This window comes from Arthrobacter sp. R3-55, from assembly GCF_054161505.1.
This window is the reverse complement of sequence record NZ_CP096423.1, coordinates 4,191,792-4,204,383: the sequence shown is the minus strand read 5'-3', so window position 1 is coordinate 4,204,383 and position 12,592 is coordinate 4,191,792. Positions and strand designations below refer to the sequence as shown.

The following is a 12,592-nucleotide window of genomic DNA, read 5'->3' as shown; positions in this document are numbered from 1 at the left end:
TCTGTGGCGTGGGTCAGGAGCTCTGGGTTACTGCCAAGGCGGGATCTTTGTCCGGCCCCGCGTCCGGATCTGTTGTCGGATCAGCGTCCGGACCCGCGCCGGATGGTGCAGCGACGGCGGCGTGCTCGGCCAGGACTCCGGTGCGGTGCCGGAGGCGGAGGCGGTAGAGGAGCGTTCCGCCAATGATGACTGTGCCGACGAAGATCACGCCACCCCATTGGAGGTACCACTCAAACGGCGGCACCGAGTTGTAGATTTCCGGCCGAGGCCACACCAGGTTCAGCGTCATGGCGCCTCCCCACAGCACGGCCAGGATGTTCACGGGCAGCCCCCATTTGCCCAGGCTGAATCCCGGTTCCGATCCGTCGTCCTTCAAAGGCCACTTCTTCAGGAACCGACGGCGGAGCATCGGCACTGTGACCAGCAGGTAGGACAGGTAGATCAGGACGATGCTGATGCTGGAGAGAATGGTGAAGATGGCCGGCTGGGAGATGTTCACGATCAAGGGAATGACGGCCACTACGCCAATGACGATCGCAGCCACTGTGGGGGTTTTCCGGGTGGGGTGCACTTTGCTGAGTTGCCTGCTGAAGGGAAGGTTGTTGTCCCTGGCCATGGCAAACATCATTCGGATGGCAGCTGCGTGGACGGCCAGGGTGCAGACCACAACGGCCACGACGATGCATGCCAGGAACGCCTTGCCGAACGGGCCACCCAGCACCGAAAGCACGATGTACTGCAGACCGCCGTCAGCGGCTCCGAGCTTGGGGTCGGAAAGATCCGGCGCGGCCAGGATTCCGCCGAGAAGGAGCAACCCGCCCAAAAGGAAAGATGCCGTAACGGCGCGCAGGATCGCCCTGGGAGCGGTCTTCTTGGGGTCTTTGGTTTCTTCGCCCAGGGAACTGGCGGTGTCGAAACCGTACATGACGTACCCGGAAGCCATGGCAGCAATGAGGAACACTCCAAAGAAGCCCAAGGGATGCTCTTCACCGAAGCCGGCGGTATCCAGGAGGACTTCCGGTCCGCGAACCGAGTGCCAAATAAGAGCCGCAATGAGCAGGACCGCAGCAACCAGTTCCACGAACACGCCCACACTGTTGATCATGGTCATGAGCTTCACGCCGAAAGCGTTGATAAGGGTGGAAATGCCGATCATGATGCTGGCCAGGATGACCCCGTTGACCGCAAAGTCATAGGGACCTGTGCCATCGCCCACTAGTTGGAAGCCGTCCCAGATCTGCGGCAACGTGATTTGGAGGGCCAAGGCAACCGAGCCAAGGGCCATGATGGAGGAGAGTAGCAGCAGCCAGCCCGCCAACCACGCCCAGGTTCCGGTTGATAGCCTCTTCGCCCAGTTGTACACCGAACCGGCCACCGGATAACGCCCGGCCAATTCAGCAAAACACAAGGCCACCATGAGCTGGCCGACGAAAACGATGGGCCACGACCACGCATAGGCGGGTCCCGCCGTCGAAAATCCGAAGTAAAACAGTTGAAAAACGCCGGTGAGGATGGAGATGTAACTGACGCCGGCGGCGAAGCTGGCAAACTTACCGATGCTGCGGTCCAGGGTTTGGGCATAGCCAAACTCGTCCATACCGCTCGCATCGCTCTTGCAGGGTCCTGATTTGCTGGGTTCTGACATTCGAACTCCTAGTTCAGACATGCATGAATGGTGATAGCCCGCGGCCGTCATTGGACGCGGTGTGTATCAAAAGCCGGGCACCACGGTGTGCCAACGGCTGTTTCCCCCATTTTTTGTTGCGTGGGTCTAAAAGCAGGGTCCCTGTTCAGGCGAGGGACAAGCTGAAGCCGGCTTCCGCCGTCGTGGTGTCCTCCGTCCCGTGGGCCCGGAGGAGGTCGGCCTTGATGAAATCAGCGCAGCGCTCGCCGATCATCATCACGGTGATATTGGGGTTTACGGTGACGTGCTCCGGCATGACGGAGGCATCGGCCACACGCAGCCCGGTGACGCCTTTGACCCTCAGCTCAGGATCCAGCGGCGACATATCGTCCTCCACCGGCCCCATGCGCACGGTGCCTACGGGGTGGTACACAGTGTTGTGCGTTTTGCGGATGTAATCCTGCAGTTCCTCGTCGCTCTGGGCCTCGATGCCGGGGGAGAGTTCCCGGCCGGCCCACTCCGCCATTGCCGGCTGCGCCGCGATTTCCCGCGCCTTGCGGATGCCGGCCACCATCACGCGCATGTCGTGGCCCTCGGGATCGGTGAAGTACCGGGGATCCACCATGGGTTTGTCGCGGAAGTCCCGGCTGCGGAGCCGGACCGTTCCGCGGGAACGTGCGTGAGTGACGTTGGGAGTGAGGCTGAAGCCGTTCTCCGTAGTGGGATAGCCGTAGCGCAAGGTGTTCATATCAAATGGGACGGAACCGTAATGCATCATAAGGTCCGGCCGGTCCAGGCCCTCTTCGGTAGGAGTGAAGATTCCGATCTCCCACCACTGGGTGGAGGTCTGGACCATGGGCTGCTTCGCCTCGAACTGCACCACGCCTTCCGGATGGTCCTGCAAGTGCTCGCCGACGCCAGGTGAGTCCACCAAGACCTCAATGCCATGCGCCGCCAGGTGGGCGGCGGGTCCGATGCCGGAAAGCATGAGCAGCTTGGGCGAATCAATGGCGCCCGTGGACAGGATGACTTCGCGGTGCGCGCTCAGCCTGTGCGTCCGGCCGAAAGCCGAGTCCACAACATCGACGCCGGTGCAGCGCTTGTGGGCGTCGAACACCAATTGGCGGGCCCGCAAGCCGGTCAGCAACGTGAAGTTCTCACGGTCCATGATGGGGTGGATGTAGGACACCGAGCTGGAAGAGCGCGTGCCGTCCGAGCGGCGGTTGATCTGGAAGAAGTTGGCGCCGTTGATCACGGTGGTGCCGGTGTTGAACTTGGTGCGGGGGATGCCGCTCTGCTCACAGGCATCAAGGAGCGCGACGCCGGCGGGATCGTTGGGGGGAACGTTCATCAAATGCACGGGACCGGAATCGCCATGGTGGGGAGCGTCCGGACCGGCGTCTTCGTTGCTTTCCAGGCGCTGGTAGACAGGCCAGGCAGCAGCAGCGTTCCAGCCGGTGGCGCCGTACTTCGACTCCCATTCATCCAGGTCCTCGCGGGGAGCCCAGAAAGCGATGCAGGAGTTGTGGCTGGAGCAGCCACCCATCACCTTGGCCCGGGCGTGCCGCATGAAGGAGTTGCCGTTCTCCTGCGGTTCCACGGGGTAGTCCCAGTCGTAGCCGGATTCCAGAAGTTCCATCCAGCGGTCCAACTGCAGGATCTCCGGCAGGTTGCGGTCATCCGGGCCGGCTTCCACCAAGGCCACCGTGACGGCAGGATCCTCGCTCAGCCGGGCGGCGACGGCAGCTCCGGCCGATCCTCCGCCGATGACCACGTAATCGAACCCGCGCTCGCTGAGGTTCTCAATGTTGTCCACGTGCATTTAGTTCTCCTTGCCGTGATCTGCGAACCACCCGGTCACCTGGGGGTTGGTGTTCTGGTAGATGTGCTTGGCTTCCTGGTATTCGCCCAGTCCAGTGGGGCCGAGTTCACGGCCGACGCCGGACTGGCCGAAGCCACCCCACTCGGCCTGCGGAAGGTAGGGATGGTAGTCGTTGATCCAGACCGTGCCATGCCGCAACCGGCCCGCTACCCGCTGGGCTTTGCCGGCATCCTGGGTCCACACTGCGCCCGCGAGCCCGTAGATGGTGTCGTTCGCTGTGGCTACGGCTTCGTCTTCCGTGCGGAAGGTTTCCACTGTTACTACCGGGCCAAAGGCTTCGTCGATGACCACCGACATTCCCCGTTGGACGCGGTCCAGGACCGTGGGCTGGTAGTAGAACCCGGCGTCGAACTTTTCGCCTTCCGGGGCCGCGCCGCCGCACCGCAGCCGCGCGCCTTCGGCCACGCCGCGCCGGACGTAGGCGTCCACCTTCTCCCGGTGGGCGGCGGAAATCAGCGGTCCGGTTTCGGCAGAGTCATCAAACGGGCCGCCGAGGCGGATGCCGTTGGCCTTGCGGACAAGTTCGTCAACGAAGCGCTCGGCGATGGATTCCTCCACCACCAGCCGCGCCCCGGCAGAGCAGACCTGCCCGGAATGCACAAAGGCGCCGTTCAGCGCGTTGTCGACGGCGGCGTCGAAGTCAGCGTCAGCGAACACCACGTTGGGGTTCTTGCCGCCGAGTTCCAATGCCACCTTTTTCACGGTGCCCGCAGCGGCAGCCGCGATGCGCTTGCCGGTTTCCAGGCCACCGGTGAAGGAAACCAGGTCAATATCGGGATGTTCCGAAAGTGGTGCGCCCGCCTGTGGACCGGGGCCGGTCACCAAGTTGGCGACGCCGTCCGGCAAGCCGAGATCCTGCAGCAACTGCATGGCGAGGATCGCGGTGGAGGGGGTCAGCTCGGCGGGCTTCAGGATGAAGGTGCAGCCGGCGGCCAGTGCGGGCGCGATCTTCCACGCGGCCTGCAGCAACGGGTAGTTCCACGGTGTAATCAGGCCGCAGACGCCCACGGGTTCGTAAACGATTTTGCTCACGACGGCGGGGTCCCCGGCGTCCACTACACGGCCGGCTGACTGCCCGGCGAGGCGTCCGAAGTATTCGAAGCAGGAGGCGATGTCGTCCATGTCGATGCGGCTCTCGACGATTCGCTTACCGGTGTCCAGAGATTCGGCGCGGGCGAACTTCTCCCGGCGTTCGCGCAGTTCAGCGGCGACCTTGAGCAGGAACGCACCTCTTTCGGGGGCAGGAACGTTCGACCAGACGCCGGAGTCGAAGGCTGCCCGGGCTGCGGAAATCGCACGCTCGGCATCCTCGCGGCCTGCCTCGGACACTGTGGCGACCAGTTCGCCGTCGGCCGGGTTGTGAATCTCACGCACCGCGCCGGAAGCGGCCGGTTCCCATGCGCCGTTGATGAAAAGCGTGGAGGCGGAATCGGAAAATGTGGCTTGGGTCATACGAAGCAGGCTAGTGCATCTTGAACATCTGTTCAAGGAAAATCATGAACAGATGTTCAAAGTGACGCGGCCCTGCAGGCTTCAGCTGATGCTGCACCCATCCCTGCTCCCGCCCGCTACGAACTACTGGCATGAAAAAGCTCGGACTCCGGACCAAAGGCCCCGAAACCATGGCAGCGCTGGCAGGCGTGGTGTCTGCCGCCGTCGTGCTTGCCGTCGCCGAGCTGATCGGCGCCTTCTTCACCGCCAGGGCAACCCCCGTATTCGCCCTGGGATCAACGTTCATCGACTTCACGCCGTCGTGGATGAAGGATTTTGCCATTGCCACATTCGGCACGAATGACAAAGCAGCACTGTTCGTGGGGATGGGCGTCACCATCGCATTACTTGCCTGTGTCCTGGGCATAGTGGCCTACAAGAAGTGGGCGCTGGGCGTCCTGGGCGTGTTGTTCATGGGGGCCGTGATTGTGGCCGCCGTTCTGACCCGCGCAGGAGTGGGACTGGCCGACGCCATTCCCTCCGTCCTGGGAACCATCGCCGGCCTGATAGCCCTCCGCCGCCTCATAGTGCCGCTGTGGAGGCTGAAAGCGTGGCCGGAGGCCCCCGCTGACGTGGCGGCCGACGCCGACAAGCAGGTTGGCGGGGCCGGAACCAGCCGTCGTCGTTTCTTTGCCGCTGCCGGAGTCACCGCCGTGGCCGCCGGAATTGCGGCCACCGGTGGGCGGCTGTTGGGCGCGGCACGAAACAACGTTGCCCAAGCCCGTGATGCCCTCAGGTTGCCGGCACCGATCAAGGCTGCGCCCCCTGTGCCGGCGGGTGTCCAGTCCCCGGTGGCGGGAGTATCGTCTTGGCTGACGCCAAACAGCGAGTTCTACCGCATTGATACGGCCCTGAGCGTCCCGGAAATCAACGTCAACGATTGGTCATTGCGGGTGCACGGAATGGTCGAGGAGGAAGTGACCCTCACCTTCCAGGACCTGCTCGACGCCGATCTGATCGAATCGCACGTTACCCTCACCTGTGTTTCCAACCCGGTGGGCGGAAAGCTTGCCGGTAACGCCAAGTGGTTGGGCCTTCCCATCCGCGAAGTCCTGAAAAGGGCCAGGCCCAAGGATGGCGCGGACATGGTGCTCTCGCGATCCATCGACGGCTTCAGTGCCTCCACGCCGCTCGAGGTACTTCAGGACGACCGGGATGCCATGCTGGCCATCGGCATGAACGGTGAGCCGCTGCCGGTGGAGCACGGCTACCCCGTGCGCATGGTGGTTCCCGGGCTGTACGGATTCGTCTCCGCTACCAAGTGGGTGGTGGAGTTGGAGGTCACCCGGTTCGCCGACAGCAAGGCTTACTGGACCGAACGCGGCTGGTCAGAGCGCGGACCCATCAAAACCATGGCACGGGTGGACGTACCCGCATCCTTTGCAAGGCTTAAGGCAGGAAAGGTAGCTGTGGGCGGCACCGCTTGGGCGCAGACGCGGGGTATTACCAAGGTTGAAGTCCAGATTGACGACGGCGATTGGGTGGAAGCAACCCTCTCCGACGAAGCCTCCACCATCACCTGGCGCCAATGGTCTTACGAATGGGATGCCACGCCCGGCATGCATTACGTCAAGGCCCGCGCCACTGACGCCACCGGCGAAACCCAGACCGACAAGCGAGCCGATCCCGTGCCTGACGGGGCCTCCGGCTGGCCGTCCGTGATGGTGACGGTTGAGTAGTACTACGCGATCTGAACTAAGCGGGTTTCGCGGCCTGGATCTCCAGGCGTGAGCGAAGAACAGGTACACCGGGGCCTTGGAGGTCCTCAAGGTAGGGAATACGTCCGGCCATCGCCATGACCAGGGCGAGGGTGGTCCCCGTAACCAGCGGTCCTGTCCCTGCTGAGAAGGGCCCGTCATCCGCCCTCAACTGCAGGTCCGCAGCGTGGGTGCGGCTGGCAACCGCAAAGTCCCGGCGCGCGTAGAACTCCGCGACGGGCGTCAAAGCGTCAATGCTCGGAGTACGGGGAAGCCCCAGGGGCCGGCGGATGTCCTGGGCATGCACGATTACCTCCCCCAGATAGGCCGGAGTATCGGAGGAAGGGGCGATGCTGCTGTGGATGACGGCGCGGAACCTCTCCAAGGTCTTAGCCGGGGTGCTACCACGGTGCTCCTCCAGCCTCCGCTGGTTGTGCACGTCAGGCCGGAAACGGGCACCGAGCATGCTGCGCAACCACTGCCACTGGTTAAGGCTCGCCGCGGCCGTCAGATGCGCGACGACGTGCTCCACATCCCATCGCCCACACAGGGTCTCGTGGCGCCATTGCTCCGGGCTAAGGCCGGTCAGGTCCTCCACCAGCGCGGCGCGCTCAGCATGAACCAGGGTCCAAAGATGGCCGTCCGAAGGTTTCCCCACGTCTTCCTGCTTCCTCTATGAGAGTTCTGTGGTTCCAAGCCCACGCTCGCTTCTTATAGACGCATTCAAACACAGGAGGTCGTCAGCGGAGCGGGAACCCGTCCGGAGCGCTGCAGGCCGGTGGCCAAGCTGTGGCTTCCATGAATCGTGAGAGCATCATGGAGTGACCGACGCCACTTCGCTTGAAATGCCGCCCCTGTATGAGTCGCTGACCTGGCTCACCCCGCTTTCGGAGGAACGTGCCGCCCACCTTGTGGCGTTCTTGTCCGACCCGGCCCCTGCTGAGGTTCTGGACATGGGGTGCGGATGGGGCGAACTTCTGCTTCGGGTTTTAGCCTCGGCCCCGCAGGCACGGGGACGTGGAGTGGACCGTGCTTCGGCATTCATGGACCGGGCGACGCAACAGGCATCCACCCGTGGACTGCTCGAGAGAGTGACTCAGGCCTGCGCGGTATGCGAGGCAATGCTCAACTTTATGTGGTGGGCACTGAGGACCTCTATTGAAGACGGGAAGACCGGGCAGCTGGAACTGCCGCTGAGGACAACCGCAAACCTCGCGCCGGCATCCAGCCAGCCCGCTACAGGGACAGGAGCGGGGAATGACGGATCCTCGGCCCAGGACCCGGGATCAGCTGTAATTGCTGCCGATGGCAGTCCTCCGCGAAATTCAGATTCGGAAATCGATGACGGAACGGCGGAACAGCCTGCGAGCATAGCGGCCAGGCCGGCGACGAAAAACCGAAAACTAGTCCCGATATAACCGAGGCTGGGGTGTCTATGGCTCATGTGCCCGCTGCTGGATGCTCGGACTGTACTATCCGCAAGCCCAGTCGAACGTATCTGATTCAAGGTCGAATTGGGCATTGCCGCCACCGCCAAAGTTGAGCCCAGAAATCTCTTCCAGTTCGAGGTACCAAGGAGTGAGCCCGTCAGGCATTGCTTGGATGGGAAAGGCCGTCCCGCCCAAGTGGCTCATGGCAAACAGGGGTTCTGCCCAGTCGGCAAGTCCGTTGCCTGTTGAGGGATTGACATACCCATCTGGCCCAGCCTCATCTCCCCAGAGTTCGACGGGGGCCTTGCCGGCATTGGGATCGGCGCGCGGAATCAGCCAAATGTCTGTGGTTGGCTCAACCTCGTCCCAGGCGTTTGTACCTTCTGACTCATCCCCATGGTCACCCCCGACACGAAGATCCGGGCGGGGCGCTGTTGGTCCGGCCGCCAATTCATCGTGGGTGAGCCAAAGGATCGCGAATTCTCCGCCGATCACGTCTCTTCGCCTCAAAAGGCCGGGATGGTCCTCGGCTGCTGCAAGGTCGCGCAGGAAAGGATCGGCTGATTCCGCGCTGGGAATGGCAGATGTGTCTTCCACTGCAAACTGGCCCTCGCCGGCAAAGATGGCTATCCCAGGGAACTGTGGCCCGCGCCTTAGGAAGTCTGCGGGCAGCCAGAGAGTCAGCACATGCATCATGGGCAACCCAGTATTGAGGCTGCGCGGCCAGTGTTCCCAACGAACGCCCGGACCATGGCCGCCTGTCCACCCTGAAGGCGGCTGGCTTGGCAGTGCAGCACCGGGAGCTCGTCCTGGCGCGTTGCCAAGGCCATTGCCACAGCGAAAGGCCAGGTTCCAGGCGGTCATCGGCTCAAGGCCTCTCGCTGTGGTACTCATCGGTTTGCGCAGTTGCCTCTGTTGTCGATGAAGAACGAGGACACCTTGTTCTTCAATCCCAGGGCCTCGAGGTTCCATCGTCCGCCGGGTCCGATGCTGAGTGGGTTTCCGCCGCAATGGGAATCGTCGTAGACCCAGACAGTTTCGCTGGTGTTGTTGATGATCGAGGCGGCGTTGTTGTTGACCTGGACGTTCCATCCGTTGGCGCCGGCGGGGCCGTTGTTGAACAGTTCGTCACCCAGCCAACCGTCGGAGTACTGGGTGTCGGCGCGTGCCCCTTCGTAGTTGCTGTTGAAGTACAAGCACAGCCTCTCGTAGGGGCACGTTGAGCCGGCTTGAGCCGCGGGCGCGCCGGCAAGGAACGCCCCTGCTGCCAATCCAAGCAATGACACGGTCCCGGTGATTCGCTTGATGAGTTTCATTGGTAGACCTTTCAATTTCCGGAGATTGACGACATACAACTGCTGACTGCGCTGCTACTGATGTTCCTGGCGGGTCAGCCGATCAGGGCAGTGGCCGCGGAGTAGCGGGCCAGTGCGGTGTACGCGGTCTTCGTTCCTGTCACGCGTACCTTGATGGCGCTTCCCTTGTCCGCGGCAACCAGCTTGTACGTCTGGGCGGTTGCACCCGTAATGGCGGTGCTTCCGCGGAACCACTGGTAGGTCAGGGTCACAGGCGCCGGCCCCCACACGCCGGGGGTTGCCGTGAGCGTGCTGCCTACCGTTTTGGTGCCGGAGATCGTGGGAGTAGGCCCGGTCAGCGTGCCCGCCGCCACGGCGGCAGTCGCCACGGAGGTTTTCGCCGCCGTCGTGAATCCGGTCTTGCTGCCGGTGACGCGGACAGTGATGGTCTTACCCAGGTCGGCGGCAGTGAGCGAGTAGGTAGCTGAGGTGGCACCCGTGATCGCGATGCCACTCCGGAACCACTGGTACGCCAACGTCACGGGGGCAGGGCCCCACGCACCCGGCACTGCCGTGAGGACCGCACCGACCTTCACCGTCCCGGAGATCGTCGGCACCGGAGCGGTCAGGGTTCCCACCGCCACGGCGGCGGTCGCCGCGGAAGTTTTGGCCGTCGTCGTAAATCCGGCCTTGGTTCCCGTGACCCGGACGGTCATGGTTTTGCCAAGGTCGGCGGCAGTCAAGGTGTAGCTGGCAGACGTAGCCCCGGTAATGGCAACACCAGTCCGGTACCACTGGTAGGCCAGCGTTACGGGAGCCGGTCCCCACGCCCCGGGAACAGCTGTGAGGGCAGAGCCAACCTTCGCCGTCCCGGAGATCGTCGGCACCGGCGCGGTCAGCGTGCCTACCGCCACGGCAGCAGTGGCAGCGGAGGTCTTGGACGCAGTAGTGAACCCGGCCTTGGTGCCCGTGACCTGGACGGTCATGGTCTTGCCCAAGTCGGCGGCAGCCAAGGCGTAGGTTGACGATGTGGCACCGGTGATTGCGACGCCGCTCCGGTACCACTGGTAGGCCATCGTTACGGGAGCCGGTCCCCATGCTCCGGGTACAGCGGTGAGCATCGAGCCAACTTTCGCGGTCCCGGACACGGTGGGCACCGGCGCGGTCAACGTGCCGGCCGCGACGGCGGCTGTCGCAACGGAAGTCTTCGCCGTCGTCGTAAATCCGGACTTGGTGCCTGTGACCCGAACGGTCATGGTCTTCCCCAGATCGGCAGAAGCCAATGCGTAGGTAGCTGATGTGGCACCTGTGATGGCGACGCCGCTTCGGTACCACTGGTAGGCCAGCGTCACCGGAGCCGGTCCCCATGTCCCCGGAACCGCAGTGAGCGTCGAACCTACCTTGGTGGTCCCCGTTATGGTCGGGACAGGAGCAGTCAGTGTGCCTGCTGCGACAGTGACGCTGGCCTGGCCGTAGTAGGGCTGCAACGGCCAGTCATGGATGCTAAGCCGTACGGTGACTTTTTTCCCGGCGTCGGAAGCCTGGAGGAGGAACGTTGGCCCATTGGTCCTGTGGTCCTGCACGCCGTTGACGAACCAGTCATAGTAAGGGCCGAAATCAGGGGTGGGGCTCAGGGTTCCATGGTCAACGGTCAGGGTGTTCCCGGCGCTGGGCGTGCCCAGAAGGGTGAAGGGCTTCGAAGCCGTGACAGCCTCGGCTCCGGACTTACCGGCGTGCACCGAGGTGGTGTGCGAGGCGTATCCGGTCTTGGTCCCGGTGACCTTTGCCCAGATGTCGTACCCGGCATCGGCGGCGGTGGGAATGTAGACAGTGGTGGTGGCGCCGGGAATGTCTTGGGCGACCACGCCGTCCTTGGAACGCTGCCACTGGTAGGCGAGCGTCACTGGAGCCGGTCCCCAAACGCCGGGATCGACCGTAAGCTTCTGACCTGCCTGGGCAGAGCCGTAAACGAACGGCCTGTCAGGTGTCAGCGACAGCCCTGCAACGTCCAGCTGCATGGTCAGCTTGATGCGCTGGCCGGCAGCAGTGGCCGTCAGGACGGTGGCCGTGTCCAGGGTGGCGGTGTTGTCGTAGCACTCGGCCTTGTATCGCTTCTCGCGGGGTGCGCCCTCGTAGAAAGTGTCCGAGACGCAGAGCTTGTACTTCCTGCCTACCGTCATGCGCCAATAGATCTTGCCCTGCGCATCCGATGTCAGCGGCCCCATCTGTGGGCCTTCCCAAGCTGCCGTGGCTTCGTTGTAGACCATCGGCGAATACCCGACGTCGGCAATCGGCGCGCCGGCCGGATCGACGACGGTGGCCTCCATGACGGTTTCATCCTTGAGGACGAAGTTCACGTTGGTCCATTTAACTCCCGCAGGAACAGTGGCCACCGTGTAGGTGTCCACCATGGTGGTGCCGGTCCAGTACTGCTCCAGGTAGAGGCGCTGGCCGGACTCGTCCCGGACGCTGATGTAGGCCTGGTTGGGGCGGATCTTGGTAAGGGTGAAGTAGCCGTTGGCGTCCGGCTTGGTGCTGCTGATCTGTCCGCCGTTGTTGGGCGAAGCTGAAACGGACACAGCAGTCAGTGGCTGGCCGGCCTTGTTGGTGACCCGTCCGGTCATGCTGCCGAAGGCTTCCAACTGCGGGTTGAAAGTGGTGGTGGGGGCAGCGTCGGTGACGGCAACCGGCGTCGAACCGTAGGAACTGGACTGGTTGCCGTTCCACTCATCCGCATACGTGGCGGAACAAGGTCCGGTGCTGCAGGTAGTCCATATCTTGTAACTGCCGGCCGTCGGCACGGTGAAACTGTACGAGCCATCGGCCGCGGACCAGGCGCCGGCCACATAGGAGGCCCGTTCGTCGTTGGTATACGCACCCACCCACACGTCGCCCAGGGGAGTGGCCGTTGCGGTAGCTGTCAATTTTCCTTTGACGACTCCCTTGAAGGTGTACGTCGCGGCCGAAGCGGGCGCGGCACCGGCGAAGAGGCCCGCCGCCACCAGGATGACTGCCGTCAGGATGGCCCACACCCCCTGCCGCGTCCTTCGAATCGGATGGTGGGCGGCACGTCGCTGCAACGGCATGGGTAAGGTCCTTTTCCCCAAAAAAGTGACTAAAGGGGACCGAGTGGTCCACTGACATCGTAGGCGTCGGCCCGCAGCAGTGCCATG

The 12,592-nt window shown here is 63.4% G+C and carries 9 protein-coding genes; 2 read left to right on the top strand and 7 right to left on the bottom strand.

Translation table 11 applies throughout. The annotated features are described in order from the left end of the window. Positions 1 to 13: 13 nt before the first annotated feature. The 3 genes from M1D51_RS19155 to M1D51_RS19145 all read right to left on the bottom strand — a co-directional run bounded on the left by M1D51_RS19155 (position 14) and on the right by M1D51_RS19145 (position 4,958). On the bottom strand, positions 14 to 1,645 hold the full coding sequence (locus M1D51_RS19155; RefSeq protein WP_458107625.1) for an APC family permease: 1,632 nt from the start codon (positions 1,643 to 1,645) through the stop codon (positions 14 to 16). 145 nt (positions 1,646 to 1,790) lie between these two features. Further along, the gene (locus M1D51_RS19150) at positions 1,791 to 3,446 is read right to left on the bottom strand and encodes a GMC family oxidoreductase (RefSeq protein WP_458107624.1); all 1,656 of its coding nucleotides are present in this window, start codon (positions 3,444 to 3,446) and stop codon (positions 1,791 to 1,793) included. Then, the gene (locus M1D51_RS19145; protein ID WP_458107623.1) at positions 3,447 to 4,958 is read right to left on the bottom strand and encodes an aldehyde dehydrogenase family protein; all 1,512 of its coding nucleotides are present in this window, start codon (positions 4,956 to 4,958) and stop codon (positions 3,447 to 3,449) included. It abuts the gene before it with no gap. A 131-nt stretch (positions 4,959 to 5,089) separates the two neighbouring features. Between M1D51_RS19145 and M1D51_RS19140 the strand changes: the two genes are divergently transcribed. After that, positions 5,090 to 6,676, top strand: a complete 1,587-nt coding sequence (locus M1D51_RS19140; RefSeq protein WP_458107622.1) for a molybdopterin-dependent oxidoreductase — start codon at positions 5,090 to 5,092, stop codon at positions 6,674 to 6,676. A gap of 16 nt (positions 6,677 to 6,692) precedes the next feature. Here M1D51_RS19140 and M1D51_RS19135 read toward each other — a convergent pair whose 3' ends face one another. Continuing rightward, complete coding sequence (locus M1D51_RS19135) at positions 6,693 to 7,352, bottom strand: maleylpyruvate isomerase family mycothiol-dependent enzyme (RefSeq protein ID WP_458107621.1); 660 nt, start codon at positions 7,350 to 7,352, stop codon at positions 6,693 to 6,695. Positions 7,353 to 7,539: 187 nt separating this feature from the next. Here M1D51_RS19135 and M1D51_RS19130 point away from each other — a divergent pair, with 187 nt between their 5' ends. After that, complete coding sequence (locus M1D51_RS19130; RefSeq protein WP_458109620.1) at positions 7,540 to 8,112, top strand: SAM-dependent methyltransferase; 573 nt, start codon at positions 7,540 to 7,542, stop codon at positions 8,110 to 8,112. A 54-nt stretch (positions 8,113 to 8,166) separates the two neighbouring features. On the opposite strand, the gene M1D51_RS19125 is transcribed toward M1D51_RS19130, so the two are convergent. The 3 genes from M1D51_RS19125 to M1D51_RS19115 all read right to left on the bottom strand — a co-directional run bounded on the left by M1D51_RS19125 (position 8,167) and on the right by M1D51_RS19115 (position 12,505). Next, on the bottom strand, positions 8,167 to 8,820 hold the full coding sequence (locus M1D51_RS19125; protein WP_458107620.1) for a hypothetical protein: 654 nt from the start codon (positions 8,818 to 8,820) through the stop codon (positions 8,167 to 8,169). Positions 8,821 to 9,014: 194 nt separating this feature from the next. After that, a complete protein-coding gene (locus M1D51_RS19120; RefSeq protein WP_172323090.1) occupies positions 9,015 to 9,440 on the bottom strand; it encodes a peptidase inhibitor family I36 protein in 426 nt (141 codons plus the stop codon). A gap of 74 nt (positions 9,441 to 9,514) precedes the next feature. Beyond that, positions 9,515 to 12,505 (bottom strand): carboxypeptidase regulatory-like domain-containing protein, encoded by a 2,991-nt coding sequence (locus tag M1D51_RS19115; RefSeq protein WP_458107619.1) that lies wholly within the window; start codon positions 12,503 to 12,505, stop codon positions 9,515 to 9,517. Between the last annotated feature and the right edge of the window lie 87 nt (positions 12,506 to 12,592).

Excerpts from the sequence above, each read along its gene's own strand:
- M1D51_RS19155 (WP_458107625.1), bottom strand. The coding sequence starts at position 1,645 with ATGTCAGAACCCAGCAAATCAGGACCCTGCAAGAGCGATGCGAGCGGT.
- M1D51_RS19150 (WP_458107624.1), bottom strand. The coding sequence starts at position 3,446 with ATGCACGTGGACAACATTGAGAACCTCAGCGAGCGCGGGTTCGATTAC.
- M1D51_RS19145 (WP_458107623.1), bottom strand. The coding sequence starts at position 4,958 with ATGACCCAAGCCACATTTTCCGATTCCGCCTCCACGCTTTTCATCAAC.
- M1D51_RS19140 (WP_458107622.1), top strand. The coding sequence starts at position 5,090 with ATGAAAAAGCTCGGACTCCGGACCAAAGGCCCCGAAACCATGGCAGCG.
- M1D51_RS19130 (WP_458109620.1), top strand. The coding sequence starts at position 7,540 with ATGCCGCCCCTGTATGAGTCGCTGACCTGGCTCACCCCGCTTTCGGAG.
- M1D51_RS19125 (WP_458107620.1), bottom strand. The coding sequence starts at position 8,820 with ATGATGCATGTGCTGACTCTCTGGCTGCCCGCAGACTTCCTAAGGCGC.
- M1D51_RS19120 (WP_172323090.1), bottom strand. The coding sequence starts at position 9,440 with ATGAAACTCATCAAGCGAATCACCGGGACCGTGTCATTGCTTGGATTG.
- M1D51_RS19115 (WP_458107619.1), bottom strand. The coding sequence starts at position 12,505 with ATGCCGTTGCAGCGACGTGCCGCCCACCATCCGATTCGAAGGACGCGG.